Origin of the sequence: Cellulosimicrobium cellulans, from assembly GCF_001722485.1 — a bacterium.
Taxonomy (GTDB): domain Bacteria; phylum Actinomycetota; class Actinomycetes; order Actinomycetales; family Cellulomonadaceae; genus Cellulosimicrobium; species Cellulosimicrobium cellulans_A.
This window is the reverse complement of sequence record NZ_LWGL01000033.1, coordinates 1-25370: the sequence shown is the minus strand read 5'-3', so window position 1 is coordinate 25370 and position 25370 is coordinate 1. Positions and strand designations below refer to the sequence as shown.

General features: G+C 74.8%; 27 protein-coding genes and 2 pseudogenes. 13 read left to right on the top strand and 16 right to left on the bottom strand.

Going from position 1 to position 25370, the window contains the following annotated elements:
- On the top strand, positions 1-903 hold a 903-nt coding region (locus JZ5iCDA_RS06045; RefSeq protein ID WP_139122980.1), incomplete at its 5' end, for an AMP-binding enzyme.
- A gap of 14 nt (positions 904-917) precedes the next feature.
- On the top strand, positions 918-1787 hold the full coding sequence (locus JZ5iCDA_RS06040; RefSeq protein WP_069386340.1) for a 1,4-dihydroxy-2-naphthoate polyprenyltransferase: 870 nt from the start codon (positions 918-920) through the stop codon (positions 1785-1787).
- Positions 1788-1823: 36 nt separating this feature from the next.
- Here JZ5iCDA_RS06040 and JZ5iCDA_RS06035 read toward each other — a convergent pair whose 3' ends face one another.
- The gene (locus tag JZ5iCDA_RS06035; RefSeq protein ID WP_069386339.1) at positions 1824-2135 is read right to left on the bottom strand and encodes a DUF4229 domain-containing protein; all 312 of its coding nucleotides are present in this window, start codon (positions 2133-2135) and stop codon (positions 1824-1826) included.
- Between the two features lie 31 nt (positions 2136-2166).
- Here JZ5iCDA_RS06035 and JZ5iCDA_RS06030 point away from each other — a divergent pair, with 31 nt between their 5' ends.
- Positions 2167-2625, top strand: coding sequence for a PLD nuclease N-terminal domain-containing protein (locus tag JZ5iCDA_RS06030; RefSeq protein WP_069386338.1), 459 nt, complete (start codon positions 2167-2169; stop codon positions 2623-2625).
- 25 nt (positions 2626-2650) lie between these two features.
- Here JZ5iCDA_RS06030 and ccsB read toward each other — a convergent pair whose 3' ends face one another.
- From ccsB to JZ5iCDA_RS06000, 6 genes are all read right to left on the bottom strand, one after another.
- Entirely contained in the window at positions 2651-3694 is a 1044-nt protein-coding gene (gene ccsB / locus JZ5iCDA_RS06025; RefSeq protein ID WP_069386337.1) for a c-type cytochrome biogenesis protein CcsB, read from the bottom strand.
- Positions 3691-5469, bottom strand: coding sequence for a cytochrome c biogenesis protein ResB (gene resB, locus JZ5iCDA_RS06020; protein ID WP_069386336.1), 1779 nt, complete (start codon positions 5467-5469; stop codon positions 3691-3693). The genes ccsB and resB overlap by 4 nt, the downstream gene beginning before the upstream one ends.
- A complete protein-coding gene (locus tag JZ5iCDA_RS06015) occupies positions 5469-6278 on the bottom strand; it encodes a cytochrome c biogenesis CcdA family protein (protein WP_069386348.1) in 810 nt (269 codons plus the stop codon). The genes resB and JZ5iCDA_RS06015 overlap by 1 nt, the downstream gene beginning before the upstream one ends.
- Positions 6279-6327: 49 nt before the next feature.
- On the bottom strand, positions 6328-6987 hold the full coding sequence (locus JZ5iCDA_RS06010; RefSeq protein WP_253181974.1) for a TlpA family protein disulfide reductase: 660 nt from the start codon (positions 6985-6987) through the stop codon (positions 6328-6330).
- Between the two features lie 106 nt (positions 6988-7093).
- Positions 7094-7765 carry a histidine phosphatase family protein gene (locus JZ5iCDA_RS06005; RefSeq protein ID WP_069386335.1) on the bottom strand — a complete coding sequence of 224 codons (672 nt, stop codon included), beginning with the start codon at positions 7763-7765 and terminating at the stop codon, positions 7094-7096.
- Positions 7766-7793: 28 nt separating this feature from the next.
- Positions 7794-8300 carry a MarR family winged helix-turn-helix transcriptional regulator gene (locus JZ5iCDA_RS06000; protein ID WP_069386334.1) on the bottom strand — a complete coding sequence of 169 codons (507 nt, stop codon included), beginning with the start codon at positions 8298-8300 and terminating at the stop codon, positions 7794-7796.
- 180 nt (positions 8301-8480) lie between these two features.
- Here JZ5iCDA_RS06000 and JZ5iCDA_RS05995 point away from each other — a divergent pair, with 180 nt between their 5' ends.
- Entirely contained in the window at positions 8481-9032 is a 552-nt protein-coding gene (locus tag JZ5iCDA_RS05995; RefSeq protein WP_069386333.1) for a YceI family protein, read from the top strand.
- 81 nt (positions 9033-9113) lie between these two features.
- Here the strand turns inward: JZ5iCDA_RS05995 and JZ5iCDA_RS05990 are convergent, their stop codons facing one another.
- Together JZ5iCDA_RS05990 and JZ5iCDA_RS05985 are read right to left on the bottom strand one after the other, a co-directional pair.
- On the bottom strand, positions 9114-9782 hold the full coding sequence (locus JZ5iCDA_RS05990) for a redox-sensing transcriptional repressor Rex (RefSeq protein WP_253181973.1): 669 nt from the start codon (positions 9780-9782) through the stop codon (positions 9114-9116).
- Positions 9783-9845: 63 nt separating this feature from the next.
- Positions 9846-10142, bottom strand: coding sequence for a glutaredoxin family protein (locus tag JZ5iCDA_RS05985; protein WP_253181972.1), 297 nt, complete (start codon positions 10140-10142; stop codon positions 9846-9848).
- A 58-nt stretch (positions 10143-10200) separates the two neighbouring features.
- Between JZ5iCDA_RS05985 and JZ5iCDA_RS05980 the strand changes: the two genes are divergently transcribed.
- A complete protein-coding gene (locus JZ5iCDA_RS05980) occupies positions 10201-11016 on the top strand; it encodes an HAD family hydrolase (protein ID WP_069386331.1) in 816 nt (271 codons plus the stop codon).
- 91 nt (positions 11017-11107) lie between these two features.
- On the opposite strand, the gene JZ5iCDA_RS17890 is transcribed toward JZ5iCDA_RS05980, so the two are convergent.
- Entirely contained in the window at positions 11108-11206 is a 99-nt protein-coding gene (locus JZ5iCDA_RS17890; protein WP_003792170.1) for a 30S ribosomal protein bS22, read from the bottom strand.
- Positions 11207-11399: 193 nt separating this feature from the next.
- Positions 11400-12635: an acetoin utilization protein AcuC gene (locus tag JZ5iCDA_RS05975; RefSeq protein WP_083259719.1), complete on the bottom strand. Its 1236-nt coding sequence runs from the start codon at positions 12633-12635 to the stop codon at positions 11400-11402.
- A gap of 107 nt (positions 12636-12742) precedes the next feature.
- Here JZ5iCDA_RS05975 and JZ5iCDA_RS05970 point away from each other — a divergent pair, with 107 nt between their 5' ends.
- The 8 genes and pseudogenes from JZ5iCDA_RS05970 (at position 12743) to JZ5iCDA_RS05935 (ending at position 22510) form a co-directional block, all read left to right on the top strand.
- Positions 12743-14119: a TrkH family potassium uptake protein gene (locus JZ5iCDA_RS05970; RefSeq protein WP_069386330.1), complete on the top strand. Its 1377-nt coding sequence runs from the start codon at positions 12743-12745 to the stop codon at positions 14117-14119.
- 95 nt (positions 14120-14214) lie between these two features.
- Positions 14215-14832 (top strand): annotated as a pseudogene (locus tag JZ5iCDA_RS17885) (potassium channel family protein); the annotation flags it as partial.
- Positions 14833-14891: 59 nt separating this feature from the next.
- Entirely contained in the window at positions 14892-16121 is a 1230-nt protein-coding gene (locus tag JZ5iCDA_RS05960; protein ID WP_171905307.1) for an outer membrane protein assembly factor BamB family protein, read from the top strand.
- Between the two features lie 113 nt (positions 16122-16234).
- The gene (locus tag JZ5iCDA_RS05955; RefSeq protein WP_139122978.1) at positions 16235-18361 is read left to right on the top strand and encodes a hypothetical protein; all 2127 of its coding nucleotides are present in this window, start codon (positions 16235-16237) and stop codon (positions 18359-18361) included.
- A 222-nt stretch (positions 18362-18583) separates the two neighbouring features.
- The gene (leuA, locus tag JZ5iCDA_RS05950) at positions 18584-20365 is read left to right on the top strand and encodes a 2-isopropylmalate synthase (protein ID WP_069386326.1); all 1782 of its coding nucleotides are present in this window, start codon (positions 18584-18586) and stop codon (positions 20363-20365) included.
- 213 nt (positions 20366-20578) lie between these two features.
- A complete protein-coding gene (recO, locus tag JZ5iCDA_RS05945; RefSeq protein WP_069386343.1) occupies positions 20579-21328 on the top strand; it encodes a DNA repair protein RecO in 750 nt (249 codons plus the stop codon).
- Positions 21328-22122 (top strand): isoprenyl transferase, encoded by a 795-nt coding sequence (locus JZ5iCDA_RS05940; RefSeq protein WP_069386325.1) that lies wholly within the window; start codon positions 21328-21330, stop codon positions 22120-22122. The genes recO and JZ5iCDA_RS05940 overlap by 1 nt, the downstream gene beginning before the upstream one ends.
- Before the next feature lie 10 nt (positions 22123-22132).
- Positions 22133-22510: a VOC family protein gene (locus JZ5iCDA_RS05935; RefSeq protein ID WP_069386344.1), complete on the top strand. Its 378-nt coding sequence runs from the start codon at positions 22133-22135 to the stop codon at positions 22508-22510.
- On the opposite strand, the gene JZ5iCDA_RS05930 is transcribed toward JZ5iCDA_RS05935, so the two are convergent.
- The 5 genes and pseudogenes from JZ5iCDA_RS05930 to JZ5iCDA_RS19360 all read right to left on the bottom strand — a co-directional run.
- The gene (locus JZ5iCDA_RS05930) at positions 22453-23175 is read right to left on the bottom strand and encodes an alpha/beta hydrolase (protein WP_069386324.1); all 723 of its coding nucleotides are present in this window, start codon (positions 23173-23175) and stop codon (positions 22453-22455) included. The two genes, JZ5iCDA_RS05935 and JZ5iCDA_RS05930, sit on opposite strands and share 58 nt — an antisense overlap.
- A gap of 29 nt (positions 23176-23204) precedes the next feature.
- On the bottom strand, positions 23205-23783 hold the full coding sequence (locus JZ5iCDA_RS05925; protein WP_069386323.1) for a hypothetical protein: 579 nt from the start codon (positions 23781-23783) through the stop codon (positions 23205-23207).
- Positions 23784-23786: 3 nt separating this feature from the next.
- Positions 23787-24191 (bottom strand): Fur family transcriptional regulator, encoded by a 405-nt coding sequence (locus tag JZ5iCDA_RS05920; protein WP_069386342.1) that lies wholly within the window; start codon positions 24189-24191, stop codon positions 23787-23789.
- Positions 24188-25171: a metal ABC transporter permease gene (locus JZ5iCDA_RS05915; RefSeq protein ID WP_069386322.1), complete on the bottom strand. Its 984-nt coding sequence runs from the start codon at positions 25169-25171 to the stop codon at positions 24188-24190. Before JZ5iCDA_RS05915 ends, JZ5iCDA_RS05920 begins: the two co-directional genes overlap by 4 nt.
- A pseudogene (locus JZ5iCDA_RS19360) lies at positions 25168-25370 on the bottom strand (hypothetical protein); the annotation flags it as partial. The pseudogene JZ5iCDA_RS19360 and the gene JZ5iCDA_RS05915, both read right to left, overlap by 4 nt.

Here is a 25370-nt window from a genome sequence, read left to right as displayed (position 1 = left end):
GGCGTCCAGGTGGTCGCCCGCGCGCACGCCGGCCACGGCCTCACCGCCGCGCCCGACGGCGAGCCGTTCACGGCCGCGGGGTTCGCCGCGCTCGTGCGCCGGGCGCCGCGCGGCGTGCGGCGGTACGTCTCGCTCGTGCCCACCCAGCTGCACCGCCTCGTCGCCGCGGCCGACGCCGCGGAGCCCGCGGGGCTCGACGCCCTGTGCTCGCTCGACGCGGTCCTGCTCGGCGGGGCGGCGACGCCCGCGGCGCTGCTGCGGCGCGCGCGCGAGGCCGGGGCGCGGGTCGTCACGACGTACGGCATGACCGAGACGTGCGGCGGGTGCGTGTACGACGGCGTGCCGCTCGACGGCGTGCGCGTGCGGCTCGACCCGGGGTCGGGCGTCGTCGAGCTCGCGGGCCCCGTCCTCGCCGACGGGTACCTGGGCGAACCTGCCGCGACCGCGGCCGCCTTCCGCACGGACGCGGACGGGACGCGGTGGTTCCGCACGAGCGACCTCGGGCGGCTCGACGACGGCGCTCGCCTCACGGTCCTCGGGCGCGCGGACGACGTCCTCGTCACGGGCGGCGTCAACGTCGCGCCGGCGGCGGTGGAGGACGTCGTGGCGGGCGTCGAGGGCGTGGGCGAGGCGTGCGTCGTCGGGGTTCCTGACCCGGAGTGGGGCACGGCCGTCGTCGCCGTCGTGACGCTCGTGGCGGGTGCCACCATGTCGGACGCCCTCGTCGCGACGGTCCGCCGCGCCGTCGCGGATAGGCTGGGACGGGCGGCCGCGCCGCGCCGCGTGGTCGTCGTCGACGACCTGCCGCGGCGCGGGCCCGGCAAGGTCGACCGCGCCGCGGTGGCACGGCTCGCCGTCGCGCGCGAGCGGGCCGCGACCGATCCCTCCCGATCGCCTTCCTGACCGAACGGAGCACCATGGCCAGTCCCGCCGAGTGGGTCGCGGGGGCCCGTCCCCGGACCCTGCCGGCCGCCGCGACGCCGGTGATCGTCGGCTCCGGCGCGGCCGCGCACGTGGACGCGTTCGCGCTCCTGCCGGCCCTGCTGGCGCTCGGGGTCGCGCTCACGCTCCAGGTGGGCGTGAACTACGCGAACGACTACTCCGACGGCATCCGCGGCACCGACCTCGACCGCGTCGGCCCGATGCGCCTCACCGCCTCCGGCGCGGCGCGCGCGGGCGAGGTGCGTGCGGCCGCGTTCGCCGCGTTCGGCGTCGCCACGGTGCTCGGCCTGGTGCTGTGCGCGGTCTCCGGCCACTGGTGGCTCATCGCCGTCGGCGCGGTCGCGATCCTCGCGGGCTGGTACTACACCGGCGGGCGCAACCCCTACGGCTACAAGGGCCTCGGCGAGGTCGGGGTGTTCGTGTTCTTCGGCCTCGTCGCGACGATCGGCACGACGTACACGCAGGCGGGCGTCGTGCCGTGGCCGTCCGTCGTGGGCGCCGTCGCCGTCGGGCTCCTCGCGTGCGCGATCCTCATGGTCAACAACCTGCGCGACATCCCGACGGACGTCGTGGCCGGCAAGCGCACGCTCGCGGTGCGGCTCGGCGACTGGCGGGCGCGCCGCGCGTACGTCGCGATGATCTGGCTCCCGCTCGTGCTCGGCCTCGTGTGCGCGTTCGCGTCGCCCTGGACGCTGGCCGTGGCAGCGCTGCTGCTCCCGGCGGTCCTGCTCACGCTGCCCGTCCTCGCGGGCGCGCGCGGCCCGCTCCTGGTGCCGGTGCTCGCCGGGACGGGGATGTACGAGCTCGCGTACGGCGTGCTGCTGGGCGTCGGCCTCGCGCTGTAGGCCTCCGCGCACGGCGCCCCGCGGCTGCCCTCGCCGCTACCGTGCCGACGGGGTGGCCGGCGGGGTGTCGGTGCCGTCCGCGGCGTCGACGGCGGCGTCCTCGGCCGCGGCGTCGTCCTCGATCTGACGCGTGAAGCGGTCCTTGCTCCGCGCGCGCCGCTCGGCGCGCTCCGCGAGGTAGCGCGACGCCGCGTCGCGCGGGCCGCGCAGCGTCAGGTACGACAGCATGAGCGAGACGACGGCGGCGAGCAGCACGAGCAGCCAGCCGCGCAGCCCGGCGACCCACAGGACGCCGAGCGCGACGCCGAACAGGAGCAGCCGGAGGAGCGAGTAGACGACGAGGGGCACCCCTCCAGGGTACGGCGCTTAGGCTTGAGGGATGGCACGTGTGCTCCTCGTCCTGCTGGCCGTCGGCCTCGCGGTCTACGCCCTCGTCGACCTGTCCTCGAGCGACGAGGACGAGCGCGGCGGCATCCCCAAGGGCCTGTGGGTGGTCCTCATCGTCCTGCTGCCGTTCGTGGGCGCGATCGCGTGGATCCTCGTGCGGCGCTCCCAGCGGTCCGCGACGCGGTACGGCGGCGGCGGGCGGTTCGCCGCCGGTCGGCCCGGTCCGGCGCGGCGACGTCGTAGCGGCCCGGTCGCGCCCGACGACGACCCCGAGTTCCTCTGGCGGCTCGAGCAGGAGCAGCGCCGCCAGGGCCGCTCCCCGGGCACCGACGGGAAGCGCGACGCGGCCGACGACGGCCGCTCCCCCGAGCCCGGGCCCGGCGAGGGGACGGACGCCGACGGCGACCAGAGCGGCACCAACCCCGGTCAGGACGGGCCTGGGAGCCGCTGACCCGCACGGCGCGAACCGCGCGGCGTCAGTCGCCCGGCTCGAGGCCCGAGTACGAGTGCTTGCCGTCGAACAGCAGGTTCACGCCCGTGAAGTTGAACAGCACGCACGCGTAGCCCACGAGCACGAAGTAGGCCGCCGGGCGCCCGGACCACCCGCGCGTCGTGCGCGCGTGCAGGTAGGCCGCGTAGACGATCCAGACGACGAAGCTCCAGACCTCCTTGGGGTCCCAGCCCCAGTACCGGCCCCAGGCGTCCTCGGCCCAGATCGCGCCGCCGATGATCGTGAACGTCCACAGGACGAACGCGACGGCGTTGAGCCGGAAGCTCAGCGCCTCGAGCTGGACCGGCCGCGGCGTCGCGTCGAGCCACTGCCACCCGCGTCGGCCGAGGAACGCGCTCCCGCCGTCGCGCGAGTCGCGCAGGAGCTGGAGCACGGACGTCACGAACGCCACCGTGAAGATGCCCGTCGCGAGGATCGCGACACCGACGTGGATGATCAACCAGTAGTCCTGCAGCGCGGGCTGCACGCCCGTCGCGGCGACGAAGAACGCGTTCTGCGCGACCACGAGGAACAGCACCGCGAGCCCGGTGACGAACGAGCCGAGGAAGCGCACGTCGCGCCGGAGCGCGACGCCGAGGAACACGGAGAGCGCCACGAAGCTGCCCACGAGCGCGAACTCGTACATGTTCGCCCACGGCGCCCGGCCGGCCGCGATGCCGCGCGTGACGATCGCGACGAGGAGCAGCACCGCCCCCAGCCACGTCAGCGAGACGCCGATGTTCGCGGCCTTGCGCGACACCGGTGCCGGCTCGTCCGCGGGCTCCGTCGGCCCGGCGTCGGCGGTGCCCGGCGCGTACGGCGTGGTGCCACCGGATGCCGGTCCGGCGGCCGCGAGCACCTCGGCGCGCTCCGCGGCGGGTACCGCCGCACGCTCGGCCGCGTGCTGCGTGCGCACCTCGTCACGACGGCCCGCGAGGCGCGACAGGTCGATCGCGAACGCCACGAGCGCGACGGTGAGCGCGGACGCCGCCGCCCACACCAGGTCCTGGCTCAGCTCGGCCACGGTCATCGGTCAGCCTTTCGTGCGAGGGAGGTGAGGTCGCCCTCACCCGATGGTGTCACGCCCGGGAGCGCGGCGAGAAGCGAGTCCACCTCGCCCTGGAGGCCCGCGTCGTCGCCGCGCGCCAGACCGGCGACCGCGACGACCGTGCGCTCGCGCGCGCCGTCGGGACCGTCGCCCGGCACGGGCTCGCGCCACGCCCGGACCCACACGCGGCGCCGGGGCGTGAAGAGCGAGACCGTGAGCCCGCCGAGCGCGCCGAGGGCGAAGACGAGCACCCACGCGAGCGACGGGTCGTGGCGCAGGTCGAGCGCGACGTAGCGGGGCACGGACTCGAACGTGATCGAGCCGAGCCCGTCCGGCAGCTCGACCGTCTCACCGGGCGCGACGAGCAGCTTCACGCGCTCCCCGTCCGCGTCGACCGACGGCTCGAGGTCCTCGGTGTCGAGGCGGTACACGTTCTGCGGCAGCCCCTCGTCGAGCCCGAGGTCGCCGCGGTACACCTCGAGGACGAGGAGCGGGTTGATGGGCTGCGGGTAGACGGAGCTCGCGGTCGTGCCGTCGGCGCTCAGCTCGGCGGTGGGCAGGAAGGACCCGACGAGCCCGATCTGGTCGAGGCCCGGGGAGACGTCGGGAACCTTGATGACCCCGCGCGAGGTGTACATCGTGTCCTCGGGCAGGAACGGCACGCGGCCCGAGAACGCGACCTGGCCCTCGGCGTCGCGCACCGTGACCTCGGGCGCGTACCCGTTGCCCTGGAGGTAGACCTTGGCGCCGCCCGCGTTGAGCGGGTGGTTGACCTTGATCGTCTCCTCGTGCGTCGTCCCGTCGGGGTCGCGCACCGTGACGAACGCGGTGAAGTCGCGCGACTGCGCGAACGCGACGGCGTCCGTGGCGAACTCCGCCTCGAAGCGGTCGAGGGTCATGGAGAACGGCACGAGCGACGACGGGCGGAACCACGCGCCGTTCTCGAACGTGTCGTAGTCGACGACCGCGTTGGCGAACCCGCGGTCCTCCGTGACGATCGCCTGGCCGCGGTAGTGCAGGAGCTGGCCGAGCGCGACGGCGCCGAGCAGCCCGAGCAGCGACAGGTGGAACACGAGGTTGCCGGTCTCGCGCACGTAGCCGCGCTCGGCCGCGACCGTGCGGGCGGCCGGGCGCGCGGTCCGCTTGCCGACGGCGGGCGCCGCGTCCTCCGCGCCCGTCTCGACGCGGAACGTCGGCAGCCACCGGAGGCGGCCGCGCAGGCGGGTCTCGGCGGCCGCGACGACCTCGTCCGGCGTCGCGTCGGTGACCGCGCGTCCCTGCGCGGGGAAGCGGTCGAAGCGGCGCGGCGTGCGCGGCGGGCGGCCGCGCAGCGCCTGCAGGTGCGCGCGCGTGCGCGGCAGGATGCACCCCACCAGCGAGACGAACAGCAGCAGGTAGATCGCCGAGAACCACACCGAGGCGTAGACGTCGAAGAACCCGAGACGGTCGAGCCACTCCCCCGTCGTCGGGTTGTCCTGCAGGTAGCGCAGCACCGCCGCCGGGTCCTGCGGCCGCTGCGGCAGGACGGAGCCCGGCACGGCGGCCACGGCGAGCAGCATGAGGAGCAGCAGCGCGACACGCATGCTCGTGAGCTGGCGCCACGTCCATCGCAGGGTCCCCACGACCCCGAGCGTCGGGACGGTAGGGGACGTGCTGCTGGCCGGCGCGGCCTGGTCGCGGCCCTCGGCGAACGCGTCGTCGATGCCCTCCGGGCGGTAGCGCGCGGAGGCCTTCTCCTCGGTCTTCCCGTCCCGCATCACACCACCGTCACGAATCCGCCGATCCAGCCCTGGATCGCCCCGGTCCACGTGCCCCACAGGCCGGTCACGAGCGCGAGCCCGATGACCACGAGCAGCCCGCCTCCCAGCCGCATGATCGCGAGACGGTGGCGCCGCAGGAACCCGAGCATGCGCTGCGAGCTCTGCAGCCCGAGCGCGATCAGCAGGAACGGCACGCCCAGCCCGAGGCAGTACGCGACGCCCAGCAGCGCCCCGCGCCCGGCGGACGCCTCGCTGAGCGAGAGCGTCTGCACGGCGATCAGGGTCGGGCCGAGGCACGGCGTCCAGCCGAGCCCGAAGACGACGCCGAGCAGCGGCGCGCCCCACAGGCCGGCGCGCGGGCTCAGGTGCAGGCGCCGCTCGCGCTGGAGAAACGGCACCGCACCCATGAACGCCAGGCCCATGAGCACGACGACGACGCCCAGCACCCGGCTGAGCACGTCCTCCCACCGCACCACGTACTGGCCGACCGCGCCGGCGGCGGCGGCGATGCCGACGAACACCAGCGTGAACCCGGCGACGAAGAGCGCCACTCCGGCGAGGACGCGCCCACGGCTCGGCGCGGCGGCGACCACCCCGGTCCCGGCGCCCGCGCCGGAGCCACGCCCCGCCCGTCCAGCACCGCCGCCCGCGTTCGCCGCCGCCATGCCGCTGACGTACCCGACGTAGCCGGGCACGAGCGGCAGCACGCACGGCGACGCGAACGACACGAGGCCGGCCAGCAGCGCGACGGGGACGGCGAGGAGCAGCGACCCGCTCCAGGCGATCCGCGCGAACTGCTCGCCGATGTCGATCGCGAGGACCGGGGAGAGCACCGCGGAGGCGGTCCCGAGCACGTCAGGCGTCCGTCTCGCCGGCGGAGGGCTCCTCGGCCAGCACGTCGTCGACGAGCGCGCCGAGCGTCGAGCCCTCGACGAGCCCGATGACGCGCGCGGCGACGCGGCCCTCGCGGTCGAGCACGACCGTGGAGGGCACGGCCTGCAGCGGGACCGTGCCGGACAGCTCGGCGACGACCTCGCCGCTGCGGTCGTCGATCGACGGGTACGGCACCTCGAACGTGCGCTGGAACGCCTGGGCGGCGCCCGGCTCGTCCGTGGTGTTGATGCCGAGGACGCGCACACCCTCGTCCGCCCGCTCCTCCGCGAGCGCCACGAGGTCCGGGGCCTCGGCGCGGCACGGCGCGCACGCGGCGTACCAGGTGTTGAGCACGACGACGTCGCCCGTCCACGCCGCGGTGTCGACGCTCCGGCCCTCGTAGTCCGTGCCCGTCAGCGCGACGGCCTCGCCGCGGTCGCCGGCCTCCCACGTGCGCACGGACCCGTCGCCCGAGACGAAGCCCTGCCCGACGACGTCGTCGTCGGACGTCGTGGCGCCCGACTCGGCGGTGCACGCCGAGAGCGCGAGGCCGGCGGCGAGGGCGAGACCGGTCGCGGCGAGGGCGTGGCGGCGCGCGCGGGAGCGCCCGGGCGCGGGGGCGGGCACGGCGACGGGAGTCACGACGACATCACGGGTCGCACCCTGTCGCGCGAACCTGGGCGCGTCCTGAGAGGGGTGACGGGCGAACCGGGCAGAACGGGCCGCGAGGGCTCCGGCATGGCGAACGTCACGCTCCCGAGACCTGCGAGGCGCCCGGAAGGAGGTCGGCGACGGGCTCGGAGTAGTGGATCGAGACGAGCCGGTCGTCCTCGAACCGCAGCGAGGTGAGCGACGCGAGGGCGCACTGCCGCTTGCGCGGGTCGTGCCACAGGCGGCGGTTCTCGTAGCTGAGCCGCGTCAGCCACACGGGGAGCTGGTGGCTGACGAGCAGGGCCTCGCGGCCGGCCGCCTTGTCGCGCGCGTCCGCGACGGCGCCGCGCATGCGGGCCACCTGCTCGACGTAGGGCTCGCCCCACGACGGGCGGAACGGGTTCCACAGGAACCGCCAGTGGCCGGGGTGGCGCAGCGACCCGTCGCCCACGCCGAACCGCAGGCCCTCGAAGTGGTTCTCCGCCTCGAGCAGCCGCTCGTCGGTGCCGAGCTCGAGGCCGAAGGCCTCGGCGGCGGGCGTCGCGGTCTCCTGCGCGCGCTGGAGCGGTGAGGCGACGACGACGGCGAGGTCGGCGCGCGGCCGCGACGCGCCGTCGGGACCGGGCTCACCGGCCAGGTGCGCGGCGACGCGCCGTGCCATCTCCTGACCTCGGTGGGAGAGGTGGTAGCCGTTCAGCCGGCCGTAGAGGATGCCGTCGGGGTTGTGCACCTCGCCGTGCCGCAGGAGGTGGACCGTGGTGGAGACCATGGGCACCAGTGTCCCGCACTCCGCGGGGTCAGATCTCGTGGTCCTCCCGGCAGGCCCGTGCGACGACCGCCATCGCCTCGCCGAGGGCCCGGAACTGGTCGGGAGTCAGCACGTCGACCATGAAGCGCCGCACCGCGGCGACGTGGGCCGGCGCCGCCTCGACGAGCGTGCGGTGGCCCTCCTCCGTCATGACGCAGTTGACCCCGCGGCGGTCGCCCGTGCTGGCCGACCGGCGCACGAGCCCGCGCGCCTCCATGCGCGCGACGGTGTGCGTCACGCGGCTGCGCGAGCGGGCGAGCCCCTCGGCGAGCGCGGACATGCGCAGGGTGTGGTCGGGGCTCTCGGAGAGCCGCACGAGGAGCTCGTACTCGTTGAGCGACACGGTCGAGTGCTCGTCGTGCTCGCGGCTGATCGCCTCGACGAAGCGGACGGTGCCCTCGAGGTACGCGCGCCAGAGCTGCTGCTGGTCGGCGTCGAGCCAGCGCGGGTGGACGTCCTCGCGGTGCGGTGCGGGATCGGTGTGCTGCGTCGTCATGCGGTCCTCGGTCGTTCCGTGGGTCGTCGGCGGGTGGGAGACGGTCGACGAGCGTTCGGACGATTCTTCCACCCGCCGGGAATAGACGGCGCCGGGGGTGCCGTTGATACGCGCGAACGTGGTTGAATCTTCAACCACGCAGTCCGACACCGACGACCACGCCCACCGAAGGAGCACCTCATGGCCACGCCGCTTCCCGCCGGCCTCACCACCGGCACCTACGCCCTCGACGCCTCGCACTCGCACGCCGCGTTCACCGTCCGCCACGCCGGCATCTCCAAGGTCCGCGGCACGCTCGCCATCACCGGCGGCGCCATCACGGTCGGCGACGACCTCGAGTCGACGTCGGTCACCGCCGAGCTCGACGCCGCGTCCGTGAGCACCGGCGACGACAACCGCGACAACCACCTGCGCAGCGCCGACTTCTGGGACGCGGAGAACAAGCCGACGTGGGCCTTCACCTCCACGTCCGTCACCGCCGACGGCGACGACTACGTCGTCGCGGGCGACCTCACGATCAACGGCGTGACCAAGCCCGTCGAGCTCGCGACCGAGTTCGCCGGCACCGCGACCGACCCGTTCGGCAACCCGCGCGCCGGCTTCGAGGCGACCACGCAGATCTCCCGCAAGGAGTTCGGCCTCACCTGGAACGCCGCGCTCGAGACCGGCGGCGTGCTCGTCGGCGACAAGATCACCATCACGCTCGACGTCTCGGCCATCAAGCAGGCCTGAGCCCTCACGCACCACGGGAGGCCGCGTGCTCCGGCGCGCGGCCTCTCGTCGTCCCGGGAGCCGGTACCGCCGGCGGCCCTGTCAGCGGCCCGCGGCGAGCGCGCGCGCCTGCGAGTGGAACGCGAGGATCTGCAGCTCGCTGCCCACGTCCACCCCGCGCACGTCGACGTCCGCCGGGACCTGCAGGGCGCACGGCGCGAAGTTGAGGATCTCCTTCACGCCCGCCGCGACGACGCGGTCCGTGACCGCCTGCGCGTGCGCCGCCGGCGTGGCGAGGACGACGATCGACACGCCCTCGCGCGCGACCACCTCCTCGAGCGCGTCGACGTGCTCGACGACGATCCCCGCCGCGCGCGTGCCCACGACGTCGGGCGACGCGTCGAGCAGCGCCGCGACGTGGAAGCCCCGCTGCTCGTAGCCCGAGTAGTTCGCGAGCGCGTGGCCGAGGCTGCCGATGCCGATGATCGCGATCCGGTGCTCGTCCGCCAGCCCCAGGGCCTCGGTGATGTACCCGGCGAGCGAGTCGACGTCGTACCCCACGCCGCGCGTGCCGAACGAGCCGAGGAACGACAGGTCCTTGCGCAGCTGCGCCGGCCCCACGCCGGAGAGCTCCGCGAGCTCCGCCGACGACGTGGTCGACACGCCGCGCGCGACGAGGTCGCGCAGCGCGCGCAGGTAGAACGGGAGCCTCGCGACCGTCGCGCTCGGGATCCCCGGGAGCGTCACCTCACCGACAACCTGCTCAGCCACTCGCCACCACCGCCATCCCCGGACCGTCCCCGTCGACGATCGCCCGACAGTACCCGGTGCACATCATCCCAGGTCCCCGCGCGGGGCAGAAATCCGCGCCACCGCTCGCGCGAGCCGCCGTGCGTCGACGCGCCAGAACGCCTGCTGGACGCCGCCGACCGTGACCACCGGCACGTACTCCGAGTACCGCTCGCGCACCTCTGCCGGCGTGGCCGGGTCGTCGAGGTCCACCTCGGACCACGGCACGCCCGCGTCCGCGCACACGCGCGCGACGACGTCCCGCGCGTCGTCGCACAGGTGGCACCCGGCCCGCCCGTACAGCAGGACGGGCGCGGACGGGGCGGGGTCGGCGGCACTCACCGTCCCAGGCTAGGGCCCCGGCCGGAGCGCGCGGACCGCGCGCCGATAGAGTGGCCGCATGCCGACGCCCCCGGGGCAGCCACCCGCCCTCCGCACGGCGGCGTTCTTCGACGTCGACAACACGATCATCCGCGGTGCGTCGTCGTTCCACCTCGCGCGGGCCCTGCACCAGCGCGAGTTCTTCTCCACCGGAGACCTCCTGCGCTTCGCCGCCCACCAGGCCCGCTACCTCGCGCTCGGCGAGAACAAGCGGCAGATCGACCGCATCCGGTCCCGCGCGCTCGCGCTCATCGCCGGGCGCTCCGTCGCCGAGATCACCTCCATCGGCGAGGAGGTCTACGACACCGTCCTGTCGCTGCGCATCTACCCCGGCACCCAGCGCCTGCTCGACGAGCACATCGCCGCCGGCCACGAGGTGTGGCTCGTGTCCGCGACCCCGGTCGAGATCGGCGACCTCATCGCGCGCCGCCTCGGCGCCACCGGCGCCCTCGGCACCGTCGCCGAGCACGAGGACGGCTTCTACACCGGCCGCCTCGTCGGCGACCTCATGCACGGGCGCGCGAAGGCCGCCGCGGTCGCCGCGCTCGCGGAGCGCGAGGGCATCGACCTCGGGGCGTCGTACGCCTACGGCGACTCGCTCAACGACGTCGCCATGATGGACGAGGTGGGCTACCCCTGCGCCATCAACCCCGACGCGCGGCTGCGGCGCCACGCCCAGGACGTCGGCTGGCCCATCCGCGAGTTCCGCGGGCGCCGACGGCGCGTCACGCGCAGCGGCGTGCGGACCGCGAGCTGGGCCGGCGCCGTCTGGGCGGGGGCGCTCGTCCTGCGTTCCGTGCGCCGGGCGGTCGACCGGCGGATCGCGCGGCTGTGACACCGAGCGCTCGTGGGACGCAGCGAGCCCGGTCACCCCTCGGTCGGGGTGCCGGGCTCGGCGGTCGGCGCGCGCGTCGTGGCGCGCGACGTCACTTCTTGTTGCGGCGCTGGTGACGCGTCTTGCGCAGCAGCTTGCGGTGCTTCTTCTTGGCCATGCGCTTGCGGCGCTTCTTGATGACGGAGCCCATAGGTGGTCCTCGCAATGCTTGTCGGAGCTGGTCGGCGGGGTCGGTCCGGTGCGGTCGACCGCCGGGTGGTCCACGGTTGATCAGGGTTCGTGGACCACGAGCCGACCAACACGAGAGAAATCCGCCCCTTAGCGTACCCGCTCGCGCCCGTGCGCCCGAACCGGAGCGGTGAGCGAAGGGGCCGGAGTGCAGGTCAGTCGAAGTGCGGGTCGAGGCCGAGGTGCGGGAAGACGGCGCGTCGCGTCGCGACGATCGCGCGGTCGACGGCGTCGTCCGGGTCGAAGCCCGCGCTCCACGGGCGCACCTCGACACCCGGGCCGAAGGACTCGGGGCCGTCCACGCCGGTGACCTCGGCGACCAGCGCGCGCCAGGCCTCGGGCAGCGCGAGGCCGTCGGCCACGGGGGCGTGCACGACCTCCCCCACGACCGCGGACCACGCGAGCGGCACGACGCGGGCGACCGCGTACCCGCCGCCACCCAGCGCGAGCCAGCGCCCGTCCGTCAGCTCGTGCGCGAGAGCGTGCACGAGCTGCGTGGCGGTGCGCTGCGCGCCGACGGACACGTCGAGGTCGGACAGCGGGTCGTCCCCGTGCGCGTCGCACCCGTGCTGCGTGACGAGCACGTCGGGCCGGAACGCCCGCAGGACCGGCGGGACGACGGCGTTGACGGCCCGCATCCACCGCGCGCCGTCGGTGCGGGGCGGCAGGGCGACGTTGACCGCCGTCCCCTCGGCGCCGGGACCGCCCACGTCGGTCGGGTGGCCCGTCCCCGGGAAGAGGGTCGCGCCGCTCTGGTGGACGGACACGGTGAGGACGCGCGGGTCGTCCCAGAACACCTCCTCGACGCCGTCGCCGTGGTGCGCGTCCAGGTCGACGTACGCGACGCGGCCCACGCCGTCGTCGAGCAGCCGCCGCACGGCGACCGCCGCGTCGTTGTAGACGCAGAACCCCGACGCCGCACCGGGCTTGGCGTGGTGCATGCCGCCCGCGACGTTCACCGCGTGCCGCACGCGCCCGGCGGCGATCGCGCCCGCCGCCTCCCACGAGCCCGCGACGACGCGAGCAGCGGCCTCGTGCATCCCGCGGAACACCGGGTCGTCCTCGGTGCCGAGGCCGCGCGCCGGGTCGGGCGTCCCGTGCTCGGAGGCCGCGCGGACGGCCGCCACGTAGGCGGTGTCGTGCACGGTGGCGAGCACGGCGTCGCCGGCGGGCCGCGGCGCGACGAGCTCGAGGTCCGCTCCGTCCAGCAGCCCGAGCTCGTCCGTCAGGCGCATCGTCAGGTCGAGACGGACCGGCGCCATGGGGTGACCGGGGCCGAAGTCGTAGCCGAGCATGTCCGGCCCCCACACGACGCACGCCCGGGCGGCGGCCCCACCGGGCGACGCGACGGCGGGCGACCCCTCGGCGGGCGTCGGGACGGAGATGGGCATGGCTCACCGTAACGCCCGGTGGGGCGACGTGACGGGTCCCGGCCCCCGTGGCAGCATTGCGCCGTGGCACGACGTGCGTCGGCGGCCGGCGCCGTGGAGGAGGTCCCATGCCCGCTGGCCTGACCGGCCGGCTGTTCCAGGGGCGCGAGATCGTCGACCGCCTGGCACGCCAGTCCCCCGCACGGCTCGCCGTCACCGTCTTCGCGGCCGTCATCGCGCTGTTCACCGCGCTGCTGCTCGCGCCGTGGGCCACGGCGTCCGGGCGCTCGGCGTCGTTCGTCGACGCGCTGTTCACGGCGACGTCCGCCGTGTGCGTCACAGGCCTCGTCGTCGTGCCGACCGGGACGTACTGGTCCGTCTACGGGCAGGTCGTCATCCTCGTCGGCATCAAGATCGGCGGGCTCGGCGTCATGACGCTCGCGTCGATCCTCGGCATGGCGGTCTCGCGGCGCATCGGGCTCACGCAGAAGCTGCTCACCGCGTCGGAGACGAAGACGACGCGGCTGGGCGAGGTCGGCTCGCTCGTGCGTGTCGTCATCATCACCTCGACGTCGCTCGAGCTGCTCATCGCGCTCATGCTGTTCCCGCGCTTCGTCGTGCTCGAGGAGACGGTCGGCGAGGCGGCGTGGCACGGGATCTTCTACGGCATCTCGGCGTTCAACAACGCCGGGTTCGTGCCGACGCCCGAGGGGCTGATGCCCTACGTCGGCGACTGGATGCTGTGCCTGCCGATCGTCCTGGGCGTGTTCATCGGGTCGCTCGGCTTCCCCGTCATCCTCAACGTGCTGCGCAACCGCCGGCGCGCGTCGAAGTGGAGCCTGCACACCAAGCTCACGCTCGCGACGAGCGCCGCCCTCGTCGTCGTCGGCACCCTGCTCTTCGCCGCGGTCGAGTGGGGCAACCGGGGCACGCTCGGCCCGCTCAGCGTCGGCGAGAAGCTCCTCGCCTCGCTCTTCGCGGGCGTCATGCCGCGCTCGGGCGGCTTCTCGACCGTCGACACGGGCGAGATGCGCGAGGCGAGCTGGCTCATCACGGACGCGCTCATGTTCGTCGGCGGCGGTTCCGCGTCGACGGCGGGCGGCATCAAGGTCACGACGCTCGCCGTCATGCTCATCGCCATCGTCTCCGAGGCCCGCGGCGACCGGGACATGGAGGCGTTCGGACGGCGCATCCCCCGCGACACGCTGCGCCTGGCCGTCGCCGTGTCGTTCGTCGGCGCGACCGCGGTGCTGCTGTCGAGCCTGCTGCTCCTCGAGATCACCGGCGAGACGCTCGACGTCATCCTCTTCGAGACCATCTCGGCGTTCGCGACGGTCGGGCTCAGCACGGGCATCACGCCCGACCTGCCCGACGCGGGCAAGTACGTGCTCGTCGCCCTCATGTTCGTCGGGCGCACGGGCACGATCACGTTCGCCGCGGCGCTAGCGCTGCGCGACCGGCGCCGGATCGTGCGCTACCCGGAGGAGCGGCCGATCATCGGCTGAACGACGCGCACCGCCCTCCCTGACACCGAGAAAGGCCCACCGTGACCGACAACCTGCCCACGCAAGCGGCCGCACCAGAGCCCGTCGCGGCCCGCATCGTCGAGCGCGGGCGCGCCGAGCGCGCGCGCCGCGGCGAGGCGCGCAACCAGCCGAAGGACGGCGGCGTCCTCGTCATCGGGCTCGGGCGGTTCGGCTCCGCGATCGCGGCCACGCTGGACCGCCTCGGGCAGGACGTGCTCGCCGTCGAGCGCGACCCGGACCTCGTCGCCCAGTGGAGCGGCCAGCTGCCGCTCGTCGAGGCCGACGCCTCGAACCCCGTCGCGCTCGACCAGCTCGGCGCACGCGACTTCCCCGTCGCCGTCGTCGGCGTCGGCACGTCGCTCGAGGCCAGCGTGCTCATCACCGGCAACCTCGTCGACATGGGGACGCCCCAGATCTGGGCCAAGGCGATCTCCGCCGAGCACGGGCGCATCCTGCAGCGCATCGGCGCCCACCACGTCGTGTTCCCCGAGTCCGACGCCGGTTCCCGCGTCGCGCACCTCGTGTCGGGGAAGCTGCTCGACTACATCGAGGTGGAGAACGGCTTCACGATCGTCAAGATGCGCCCGCCGCGCGAGGTCCAGGGCTTCACCCTCGCCCAGTCGAAGGTCCGCGAGCGCTACGGCGTCACGGTCATCGGGGTGAAGCCCCCGGGCGAGGACTTCGTGTACGCCCCCTGCCGCCGCGCGACCGCGGCGCAGGTCCCCGGGCGCACCGCGTCGCGTGGGCCGTCGTGGTGGTCGCGCTCGCGCTCGCCGGCTCCGTCGTCGCCACCACCGTGCGCGAGGGCTCCCGCACGACCGACCTCACCGCGCTCGCCGGTGGCCTCGAGCCGCTCGGCGCGCCACCGGCGGCCGAGTGGTCCGTGCCGGTCCACCCGCGCGGGGGCGTGGTCGTCGCGCCGGGCGTGGTGGTCACGGTCGCCGACCGGCTCACCGCCTACGCCGTCGAGGACGGGCGCGAGGTGTGGCGCTCCGAGCCGCTCGACGACCCGGCGACGTGCCTGCCCGCGCCGGACGAGGCCGCGCGGGACGTCATCGTGTGCCTCGGCCCGGCGGGCGGCGAGGGCCGCGTCCGTCTCACGACCGTGCGGTCGGACACGGGGAAGACCGTCGGCTCGCGGCTCGTCGGCGTCACCGGCACCGCCGTCGAGCCCGTCGGGGAGACCGACGTCGTGCGCGCCCGGGCGTCCGGCCGGGGCGTCGTGGTCGTGCGCGAGGACGCGGCGACCGGCGACGTGCGCTGGGAGCGCCGGCTCGAGCACGACCGCGTCGTCGGCGCGCGCCTCGCCGCCCGGACGCCGCAGGGCGGCGTCGCGCTCGACGTCTCCCGCGGCGTCGTGGCACTCGTCGCACCGGGCGTCGTCGCGACGTTCACCGAGGACGGGGAGCCGATCGAGGACGGCCAGATCTGGACGGTCGTGCGGATGGCCGACGGCCGCTACGTCGGCACCGAGTACGGCACCGGCACCGCGAGCGTCTACTCCGCCGACGGGCGGGAGTCGTTCCGGTTCCGGGGGCGGGCGCTCGAGAGCTCGCTCGACGACGGCTCCGCGCCCGGCGTCCTGCTCGCCAACACGTTCGGCGGCGTCGCCGGGGTCGACGCCGCGACCGGCGCACCGGTCTGGGCCCTGCCCGTCGCGGCCTACCGCGCCGTCCTGCGCGTCGAGGGCCTCGCGGTGCTCGAGACGGAGACGTCCTACCACGCGGTCGACGTCGCCACGGGCGAGCACCGGTGGACCGTGCGGCTGCCCGACCGCGGCCGCTGGCCGGCCCTCACCGACGGGCGGTCGCTCGTCGTCACGCGTGCCCAGCACGGGCGCCCGCCGGAGCTCGTGTCGATCGCGCTCGCGGACGGGAGCCTCGAGTGGCGCTGGCCCGTCCCCGCGGGCACGTACCACCTGTTCACGGCCGGGGGGAAGCTGTTCCTCCTCGGCACCGACCGGCTGACCGCCGTGTCGTGACGGCGGGCCCCTGCCCGGTTGAGCCGGACGTGATGAACCGGTAGAAACGGTCGGGGCGGTCAGGCCCGGCGCGTGTGCGGCCCCGCACCGTGCGACACCGTAGGGAGTGCACGATGACCAACGAGACCGGAGCGGCGGGCGAGCCGCAGACCCAGGACACGGCGCCAGATCCCGTGACCGGCGAGACGCCGGAGGCGGGCCGTGGCGCGACGCCCGGCTCGGAGCAGGAGCCGCAGGCCGGGACCGCCCCCGCCTCGCAGCAGCACGGCGCGGCGGACGACCGCGAGGCGGCCGTCGCCTCGCCGTTCGCGGGGATCCCCGTCGGCGATTACGTGCGCGACGGCGTCGCCGCGGTCCTGCTCCTCGTCTCCTTCGCGCTCCCGTGGGACGTCGCGCACCGCGCGTCGGACAAGGTCGAGGTTGTCCTCCTGACGATCCTGTCTCTGCTCACGCTCGCGCTGCCGTACCTCGCGCGCACGGGCGTGCTGCCCGCGACCTGGACCGTCCACACGACCCGCCGCGTGCGTCTCCTGGCCAACGCCCCGTACGTGCTCCTCGCCGCGGTGTACCTCGTCGTGGACGTCGTCGGCGGCGGCGACCTGTCGGACGGCTGGGGAGGCGTCGGGTCCGCGGTCGGTCTGGGCCTCGCCGGCGCGCTCCTCGCCGCCCAGCCCCGGCGGTCCGAGCTCGGTCCCGAGGAGCTCGACCGCGCGGTGACCGTCCAGTGGCTGCGCGTCCTCGCGGCGCTCGCGGCGGTGCTCGTCGTCATGACGCTGCTCACGGTGATCCTCACGATCACCGGGGTCGACGGCGCCGGGGCCGTGGGCGTCCTCCTCGTCCTGCTCGCCGCGGTGTTCGTCGTCGCGCTCGCGGGCCTCCCGGCGTTCGGCACGTGGCGCCGGTCCGAGGCGGCGCGGCTCACGCTCGTCGGCGTCGGCATCGTGCTCGCCTGCGCGTTCGTCCTCGGGTCGGGCAACAACGGCATCCTCACCTTCGAGAGCACGCACCTGGGCCGCTTCGGGCTCGTCCTCGTCCCGGCGCTCGCGGCGGTCGCGGCGTCGCCCGCCGTGCACCGCGCGATGGCGCCGGCGCCCGTCGTGCAGACGTGGGTCGGCGTCGCCGTGCGCGGGCTCGACCTCGTGGTGGTCGTCGCGGGCTACCTCGCGCTCGGCGGCGTGCTCGAGCTGGCCGACGGCCGCCGCGGTGGGCACGTCGTCCTGTCCGTCGTCGTCGGCCTCCTCGCCGTCGGCGTCGCGCTCGTCGCGCGCCGGTCCCTCGCGCGCGACGCCGCGCCGGGCCGGCCCCTCGCGCTCGGCGCGGCGGGCGTGGTGGCCGTGCTCGGCATCGCGCTCCTGGTCGTCACGGCCAACCAGGTCCGCCTGGGCGGCGGCGTCGAGCACGTGCTGCTGGCGTTCGGCCTGCCGCTGCTCGTCGCCTTCGCGCTCACCGTGCCGCGCGAGGTCCGCGAGTACTTCGCCGAGCACCGCCCCGTGCCCGCGGCCGCCGGCGCCGAGGCGGCCCGTGCCTACGTCTGGCAGCCTCCCGCTCCGAAGCCGCCGCGCCCGGCCCGACCGAGCGCACCGGTGGCACCCACCGGGGGAGCGCAGCCCATGCCGGTGCCGGGCGGCGCCACCGGCTCCGTGCCGGTCCAGACGGTGCAGCCGGAGCGCAGCGGGTACGCCGCGCGGCCCGGCCTCACCCCGGTCGACGCGCAGACGACGGCGGTCCTGCCCGCGTACACCGACGAGGGGCAGGGCGCACCGGGGCAGCAGGCGCAGCCGGGCCAGCAGGCGCAGCCGTACGCGCCGGCGGGAGCAGCCGGCCAGGGCGCGCCGCAGGGCTACGGGGAGCAGCCCGGCTACGCCCAGCAGGGGTACACGGACCAGCAGGGGTACCCGGGCCAGCAGGGCTACGCGGGGCAGGCCTCGCCGGACCAGACGGCGCCGATGCAGGCCTACGCGCCCCAGCAGCACGAGCCGCAGCCGTACCAGCAGCAGGCTCCGCAGCAGCAGGCGCCCCAGCAGTACGCGCCGCAGTACGCCCCGCAGCAGCCCGGGTTCACGGCCGAGCAGGCGCTCGACCCGTCGACGCCGCTCGAGGTGCTCGCCCAGATCGTGCAGGACGCCCCGCACCTGCGGCCGCAGGTGGCGTCGAACCCGTCGACCTACCCCGCGCTGCTGGAGTGGCTCGGCAACCTCGGTGACCCTGCCGTCGACGCCGCGCTCCGCGCCCGGCGCTGAGCACGTCCCCGCCCGCGCCCGGCGCCGCGACCTCGTCGCGACGCCGGGCGTGCCCGGTGGGCGGACGTCCGCGACGCACCCGGAGCACGGGGGTACAGTGACAGCGTGCACCTGATGCGGCCGCTCCTCCTTCGTCGCCGCGGCGAGGCTCTCTAGCCGGTCCCTCGTCGCGGTGGTCGGTATGCCGGCTGACACCGATCAGGACGACCCGAAGGACCTTCGATGAACGCCTCCGCCCCCGCTCCCGCCGCCGACGCCACGCAGGCGAACCCGCAGCAGCCGTCCGGGATGCCGATCCACAAGTACCTGCCGTTCCACCGGCAGATCGACGTCTCGCTCCCGGACCGCACGTGGCCGGACCGCCGCATCACGGCAGCGCCCCGCTGGTGCGCCGTCGACCTGCGCGACGGCAACCAGGCTCTCATCGAGCCGATGAACGCCGAGCGCAAGCTGCGCATGTTCGAGCTGCTCGTCGAGATGGGCTACAAGGAGATCGAGGTCGGCTTCCCCTCCGCGTCGCAGACGGACTTCGACTTCGTCCGGATGCTCATCGAGGAGGACCGCATCCCCGACGACGTCGTCATCCAGGTGCTGACGCAGGCGCGCGAGCACCTCATCGCCCGCACGTACGACGCGATCCGCGGCGCCAAGCAGGCGATCGTGCACCTGTACAACTCGACGTCCGTGCTGCAGCGCGAGGTCGTGTTCCGCTCCGATCCCGAGGGCATCATCGCCATCGCGACGGACGGCGCGCGGCTGTGCAGGAAGTTCGAGGAGACGGTCCCGGAGACCACCGTCTACTACGAGTACTCGCCCGAGTCGTACACCGGCACGGAGCTGGAGTTCGCGGCGCGCATCTGCAACGAGGTGCTCGAGATCTTCGAGCCCACGCCGGACCGCAAGGTCATCATCAACCTGCCCGCGACGGTCGAGATGGCGACGCCCAACGTGTACGCCGACTCGATCGAGTGGATGAGCCGGCATCTGAACCACCGCGAGAACGTGGTGCTGTCCCTGCACCCGCACAACGACCGGGGGACCGCGGTGGCGGCCGCGGAGCTCGGCTACCAGGCCGGCGCGGACCGCATCGAGGGCTGCCTGTTCGGCAACGGCGAGCGCACGGGCAACGTCTGCCTGGTGACGCTCGGCATGAACCTGTTCAGCCAGGGGATCGACCCGCAGATCGACTTCTCCGACATCGACCACGTGCGCCGCACCGTCGAGCACTGCAACCAGCTCGCGGTGCCCGAGCGCCACCCGTACGCCGGCGACCTCGTCTTCACCGCGTTCTCCGGGTCGCACCAGGACGCGATCAACAAGGGCTTCGACGCGATGGCGGCGCGCGCCGAGAAGGAGGGCACCGACGTCGACCAGCTCGTCTGGGCCGTGCCCTACCTGCCGATCGACCCCAAGGACGTCGGCCGGTCCTACGAGGCCGTCATCCGCGTCAACTCGCAGTCGGGCAAGGGCGGCATCTCCTACCTGCTCAAGACCGAGCGGCACCTCGACCTGCCGCGCCGCCTGCAGATCGAGTTCTCGCAGGCGGTCCAGGCCCACACGGACGAGCACGGCACCGAGGTCACGGGCGAGGACATCTGGCGGATCTTCTCCGACGAGTACCTGCCCGTCGAGCCGGGTTCCGGGCTGGAGCCGTGGGGACGCCTCAAGCTGCGCGCCACGCGCGCCTCGTCGAGCGAGGAGGGCCCGGACACGCTGAGCGTCGACGTCGTCGACAGGGGCGAGGAGCTCACGCTCGAGGGCACGGGCAACGGGCCGGTCGCGGCGTTCGTCGACGCGGTCGCCCAGGTGGGCGTCGACGTGCGCGTCCTCGACTACGCCGAGCACGCGCTGTCCGAGGGCGGCGACGCGCTCGCCGCCGCGTACGTCGAGTGCCAGGTGGGCGACGACGTCCTGTGGGGCGTCGGCATCGACGCCTCGATCACGACCGCGTCCCTCAAGGCCATCGTCTCGGCCGTCAACCGCGCGGAGCGCGCCGCGGTCTGACGCCGCGCGGGCTCCACGGGAGCAGCGGCGGTGAGGTCCGCGCGAAGGCGGGGCCGGGGTGGGGTGGCGGGTCGTGGCGGGCCCGGCGGGAGCGGCCGAGGGACGAGGCCGCGGATGGTAGACCCGCCACCCAACCCCGGTCTCGCCGTCCCACGCCCGGACCCGAGGACCCGCCCGGTCGGGCACGTGGGTGGGATGCGCGAGAATGACGACGTGGTCCTCTACCGAGACGACGCGATCGTCCTGCGCGCCCAGAAGCTGGGCGAGGCGGACCGCATCGTCACCCTGCTGACGCGCGAGCACGGGAAGGTGCGCGCCGTCGCGAAGGGGGTGCGGCGCACGTCGTCGCGGTTCGGTGCGCGGCTCGAGCCGTTCATGGTCGTCGACGTGCAGCTGCACGCCGGCCGCTCGCTCGACACGGTGACGCAGGTCGAGACGATCGGCCCGTACGCGCGGCGCGTCTGCGAGGACTACGCCCTGTACACGGCCGGCACGGTCATGCTCGAGACGGCGGAGCGGCTCGTCGCGGACGAGCGTGAGCCCGCGGTGCAGCAGTACTGGCTCCTCGCGGGCGCGCTGCGGGCGCTCTCCGAGCGCGCGCACGCGCCGAACCTCGTGCTCGACTCCTACCTGCTGCGCGCGCTGGCCGTGGCCGGGTGGGCGCCGTCGTTCACCGACTGCGCGCGGTGCGGCGAGCCCGGGCCGCACCACGCCTTCGCCGTCGCGCAGGGCGGCGCGGTGTGCTCGCGCTGTCGCCCCCCGGGCTCGACGGCGCCGGCCCCCGAGACCTTCACGCTGCTCGCCGCGCTCCTGGCGGGGGAGTGGGACGTGGCCGACGCGTCCGACGCCCGGCACCGCAAGGAGGCGAGCGGCCTCGTCGCCGCCTACGGCCAATATCACCTGGAGAGAACGTTGCGATCACTGCGCATGGTGGAGCGGGACGACACGCGGGCGGGCGCCTGATGGCGCGCTCGCGGCCGGTGCTCCCGCCGTTCCCGCACCCGTCGGGTGCCCGGCCGCCGGCGATCCCGCGCCAGTTCGTGCCGAACCACGTCGCGGTCGTCATGGACGGCAACGGCCGGTGGGCGAACGCCCGCGGCCTGCCGCGCACCGCGGGCCACGAGGCGGGCGAGGCGGCGCTGCTCGACGTCGTCGCAGGCGCGATCGAGATCGGCGTGAAGCACGTGTCGGCGTACGCGTTCTCGACGGAGAACTGGAAGCGATCGCCCGAGGAGGTCCGCTTCCTCATGGGCTTCAACCGCGACGTGATCCGGCGCCGCCGCGACGAGATGGACTCGTGGGGCGTGCGCGTGCGCTGGGCCGGGCGTCGGCCGCGCCTGTGGACGTCGGTCATCAAGGAGCTCGAGGTCGCCGAGCAGCAGACGAAGGACAACGACGTCTGCACGCTGACGATGTGCGTCAACTACGGCGGCCGCGCCGAGATCGCCGACGCCGCCGCGGCGATCGCGCGGGAGGTGGCCGCCGGGCGCCTCGACCCGTCCAAAGTCACCGAGCGCACCGTGCAGAAGCACCTCGACGAGCCCGACCTGCCTGACGTGGACCTGTTCCTGCGCAGCTCCGGCGAGCAGCGCACGTCGAACTTCATGCTGTGGCAGGCCGCGTACGCCGAGCTCGTCTTCCTGCCCGAGCCGTGGCCCGACGTCGACCGCCGGCACCTGTGGCGCGCCGTCGAGGAGTACGCGCGCCGGGACCGGCGGTACGGCGGCGCGGTCGACGCCGTGGGCGCCGGCGGCTAGCGTGCCGCGCATGACGCTCAGCATCGGCATGGTCACCGTGGACTCGACCGACCCGCTCCCGCTCGCGCAGTGGTGGGCCCGCCGCCTCGGCGGGCGGGTCGTCGACCAGTCCGACGGGTGGTTCGTCGAGGTCGTCCCCTCGGAGGGCGCGGCGGGACCCGTCCTCGCCTTCCAGCGGGTCGAGGACCCCACCCCGGGCAAGAACCGGCTGCACCTGGACCTCGGGTCCTCGGACCGCGAGGCCGACGTGGCCGCACTTCTCGACGACGGCGCGACGTTCGTGGCCGAGCACACCAGCCCCGGCTACCGGTGGTCCGTCCTGGCCGATCCTCAGGGCAACCAGTTCTGCGTCGGGGCCCCCGACGAGTCGGCGACGACCCTGACCTGATCGAGCGCGACGAGCCGGTCGGCGAGCTCGGCCGGGCGGCTCAGCGCCACGAGGTGGCCGCCCGGCATCTCCACGACATCGAGCCCCAGCCGGTCGCGGACGACGACCTGCTGGAAGCCGAGCGGGAAGAGCCGGTCGTCGCGCCCCTGGAGCACCACGGTCGGCACGTCCGGCCAGGACGGCGCCGGCCACGGCTCGGCGAACGAGCGCGCCGACGGGGAGCGGTCCTCGCCGGCCAGGACCCGCGCCGCGACGTCGGCCGGGACGTCGTGGAAGAAGTCCCGCACCGGGTCGAACGGTCCGAGGCCCGCCGCGGCCCGCGCGTCGTCGTGACCGGTGGCCTCCCACCACGCGCCGCCGCTCTCGCCGGGCAGCGGCACCATCGGGTTGAGGAGCACCAGCAGGCGGACCGGGACGCGACCGGCGAGCAGGCCGCCCACGTAGGCGCCCATCGACTGCGCGACGACGACGGGCGGCTCCGCCGCGGGAGCGGCGGCGAGCGCGCGCTGCGCGACGTCCGTCAGGTCGTCCCAGCCGAGGCGCTCGTCGTGCTGGGGGAGGTCCACGGGGACCGGGTCGTGCCCGCGCGACGCGAGCTCGGGCACGAGGCGCTGCCAGTACCCCGGGTGCCCGCCGGCGCCGGGGACGAGGAGGAAGGTCGTCATGCAGCCCCGACCGGCCCGCGGGGCGCGACTCATCGGCCGGCGGGCGCCCCGTCCTCGGCGACGTCCTCGGCGCCGGCCTGCGCGACGGGCTCGGCCACGCCCGTGCCCGCGGCGCGCGACCTGCGCCGTCGGACGGTGACGACGACCGCCACGGCGCCGGCCGCCCCGAGCCCGACGAGGACCGCGACGCCCCACGGGGAGCCGGTGGCCGCGGCGAGGGCCGCGGTCCACACGGCCCAGCCGACGGTCGCGTAGATGGTGGCGTGCAGGGCGCAGCCGAGGAGCATCGCGGGCAGGTAGCGTCCGAACGGCATCCGCACGACGCCCGCCGCCCCGTTGACGACCGTCTTCGTGCCCGTCGCGAGGAACGACAGCGGCACGGCCACGAGGCCCCAGCGTTGCAGCACCTCGATGCCGCGCGCCGTCGAGGCTCCGGAGAGCCACGCGTGCACGCGGGCCACCCCGGGCCGCACGGGGCGGGTGCGGTCGAGCGTCCAGACGGTCACGAGCCGCGCGACCCAGTAGGTCGCCTGGGTGCGGACGAGGACGACGGCGAAGAAGAACGCGAACAGCGCCGCGAACGGGGCGTCGTCCAGCGCGTCGGGCACGGGTCAGCCCTGGCCGGGGCCTCCGGTCGCCGAGCGCTGCGCGCAGCTCTCGCACGTGCCGAAGAGCTCGATCGTGTGCTGGATGTCGGTGAAGCCGTGCGCGCCGCCCACCTGGGACGCCCACGACTCGACCGTGGGGCCGTCGATCTCGACGGTGCGCCCGCACGAGCGGCACACGAGGTGGTGGTGGTGCTCGCGACGCTCGCAGCGCCGGTAGAGGTTCTCGCCCTCCTCCGTGCGCAGCACGTCGACGTCGCCGCCCTCGGCGAGGCTCTGCAGCGTCCGGTACACGGTCGCGAGGCCCACGGAGTCGCCGCGCGAGCGCAGGATCTCGTGGAGCTGCTGGGCGCTGCGGAAGTCCTCGACGTCCTCGAGCGCCTCGGACACCGCGGCGCGCTGTCGGGTCATCCGCTGCACGGGTCACCTCCGGGAGTGGTTCGGGTCCCGGCCGTGCCCGCGGGGACGAGCCGGGCGTCGGGGATGTCGACGTCGTCGGGGATGTCGGGGTGCGGGTCGCGCGTGACCCGCGGCCGACGCCGTGTCCACAGGGGGCGCAGCAGCGCGACCACGAGGTAGGTCCCGACGGCCAGGACGACGATGGTCGCACCCGGCGAGAGGAAGTTCCAGTACGTGATGGACAGGCCGATCACGCACACGAGGACGCCCACGACGCACGCGACGAGCATCGTGCGGCGGAAGGAGCGGGTGACGAGCTGCGCGACGGCGACGGGCACGATCATGAGGGCGCTGACGAGGAGCAGCCCGACGACGCGCATCGACACCGTCACCGTGAGCGCGGCGACGACGGCGACGGCGATGTTCAGCCCGCGCACCGGCAGGCCCGAGGCGCGGGCGAACTCCTCGTCGTGGCTCACGGAGAACAGCGCGGCGCGCAGGCCGAGTCCGACGGCGAGGATGACGGCGCCCAGCAGGAGCGTGAGGACGAGGTCGGACGTCGTCACGGTCGAGATGGAGCCGAACAGGTACTGCATGAGGCCGCCCGACGAGCCGCCGGCCAGGCTGATGATCAGGACACCGCCGGCGATGCCGCCGTAGAACAGCAGGGCGAGCGCGAGGTCGCCCGACGTGCGGCCGCGCTCGCGCACCATCTCGATCGCGACGGAGCCGATCACGGCGGCGACGACGGCGCCCGGGATCGCGAGCGCGTCGTTCGGCACGAGCCCCATGGCGGAGCCCACGAGCCACCCGAGCGCGACGCCCGTGAGCGCGACGTGGCCGATGCCGTCGCCCAGCAGCGCGAGCCGTCGCTGCACGAGGTACGTGCCGACGACGGGCGCGGACAGGCCCACGAGCAGCGCCGCGACGAGCGCGCGCTGCATGAGCGGGTCGGTGAGCATCGCACCGATCTCCGAGAAGAAGCCGGTCATGACGCAGTCCTCGGTCCGTGACCTGCGGCGAGGTCGGCGTTCACGGTCCCGACGAGGCCCGTCGTGGGGCCGTGCTCGGCGCTCGCCGGCTCGTGCGGGTGCTGGTGCTGGTGCGTCGCGCCGGCGTGCGTCGCGGCGGGCCGGGGCGGGGCGCCGTCGTGCACGACGCGGCGGACGGCGCTGCCGGGACAGGCGTGCC

Excerpts from the sequence above, each read along its gene's own strand:
- JZ5iCDA_RS05980 (WP_069386331.1), top strand. The coding sequence starts at position 10,201 with ATGCCGACGCCCCCGGGGCAGCCACCCGCCCTCCGCACGGCGGCGTTC.
- JZ5iCDA_RS06000 (WP_069386334.1), bottom strand. The coding sequence starts at position 8,300 with ATGACGACGCAGCACACCGATCCCGCACCGCACCGCGAGGACGTCCAC.
- resB (WP_069386336.1), bottom strand. The coding sequence starts at position 5,469 with ATGCGGGACGGGAAGACCGAGGAGAAGGCCTCCGCGCGCTACCGCCCG.
- ccsB (WP_069386337.1), bottom strand. The coding sequence starts at position 3,694 with ATGACCGTGGCCGAGCTGAGCCAGGACCTGGTGTGGGCGGCGGCGTCC.
- leuA (WP_069386326.1), top strand. The coding sequence starts at position 18,584 with ATGAACGCCTCCGCCCCCGCTCCCGCCGCCGACGCCACGCAGGCGAAC.
- JZ5iCDA_RS05920 (WP_069386342.1), bottom strand. The coding sequence starts at position 24,191 with ATGACCCGACAGCGCGCCGCGGTGTCCGAGGCGCTCGAGGACGTCGAG.
- JZ5iCDA_RS06005 (WP_069386335.1), bottom strand. The coding sequence starts at position 7,765 with ATGGTCTCCACCACGGTCCACCTCCTGCGGCACGGCGAGGTGCACAAC.
- JZ5iCDA_RS06040 (WP_069386340.1), top strand. The coding sequence starts at position 918 with ATGGCCAGTCCCGCCGAGTGGGTCGCGGGGGCCCGTCCCCGGACCCTG.
- JZ5iCDA_RS05995 (WP_069386333.1), top strand. The coding sequence starts at position 8,481 with ATGGCCACGCCGCTTCCCGCCGGCCTCACCACCGGCACCTACGCCCTC.
- JZ5iCDA_RS05940 (WP_069386325.1), top strand. The coding sequence starts at position 21,328 with ATGGCGCGCTCGCGGCCGGTGCTCCCGCCGTTCCCGCACCCGTCGGGT.
- JZ5iCDA_RS05975 (WP_083259719.1), bottom strand. The coding sequence starts at position 12,635 with ATGCCCATCTCCGTCCCGACGCCCGCCGAGGGGTCGCCCGCCGTCGCG.
- JZ5iCDA_RS05955 (WP_139122978.1), top strand. The coding sequence starts at position 16,235 with ATGACCAACGAGACCGGAGCGGCGGGCGAGCCGCAGACCCAGGACACG.
- JZ5iCDA_RS05935 (WP_069386344.1), top strand. The coding sequence starts at position 22,133 with ATGACGCTCAGCATCGGCATGGTCACCGTGGACTCGACCGACCCGCTC.
- JZ5iCDA_RS17890 (WP_003792170.1), bottom strand. The coding sequence starts at position 11,206 with ATGGGCTCCGTCATCAAGAAGCGCCGCAAGCGCATGGCCAAGAAGAAG.
- JZ5iCDA_RS05915 (WP_069386322.1), bottom strand. The coding sequence starts at position 25,171 with ATGACCGGCTTCTTCTCGGAGATCGGTGCGATGCTCACCGACCCGCTC.
- JZ5iCDA_RS05930 (WP_069386324.1), bottom strand. The coding sequence starts at position 23,175 with ATGACGACCTTCCTCCTCGTCCCCGGCGCCGGCGGGCACCCGGGGTAC.
- JZ5iCDA_RS05970 (WP_069386330.1), top strand. The coding sequence starts at position 12,743 with ATGCCCGCTGGCCTGACCGGCCGGCTGTTCCAGGGGCGCGAGATCGTC.
- JZ5iCDA_RS06030 (WP_069386338.1), top strand. The coding sequence starts at position 2,167 with ATGGCACGTGTGCTCCTCGTCCTGCTGGCCGTCGGCCTCGCGGTCTAC.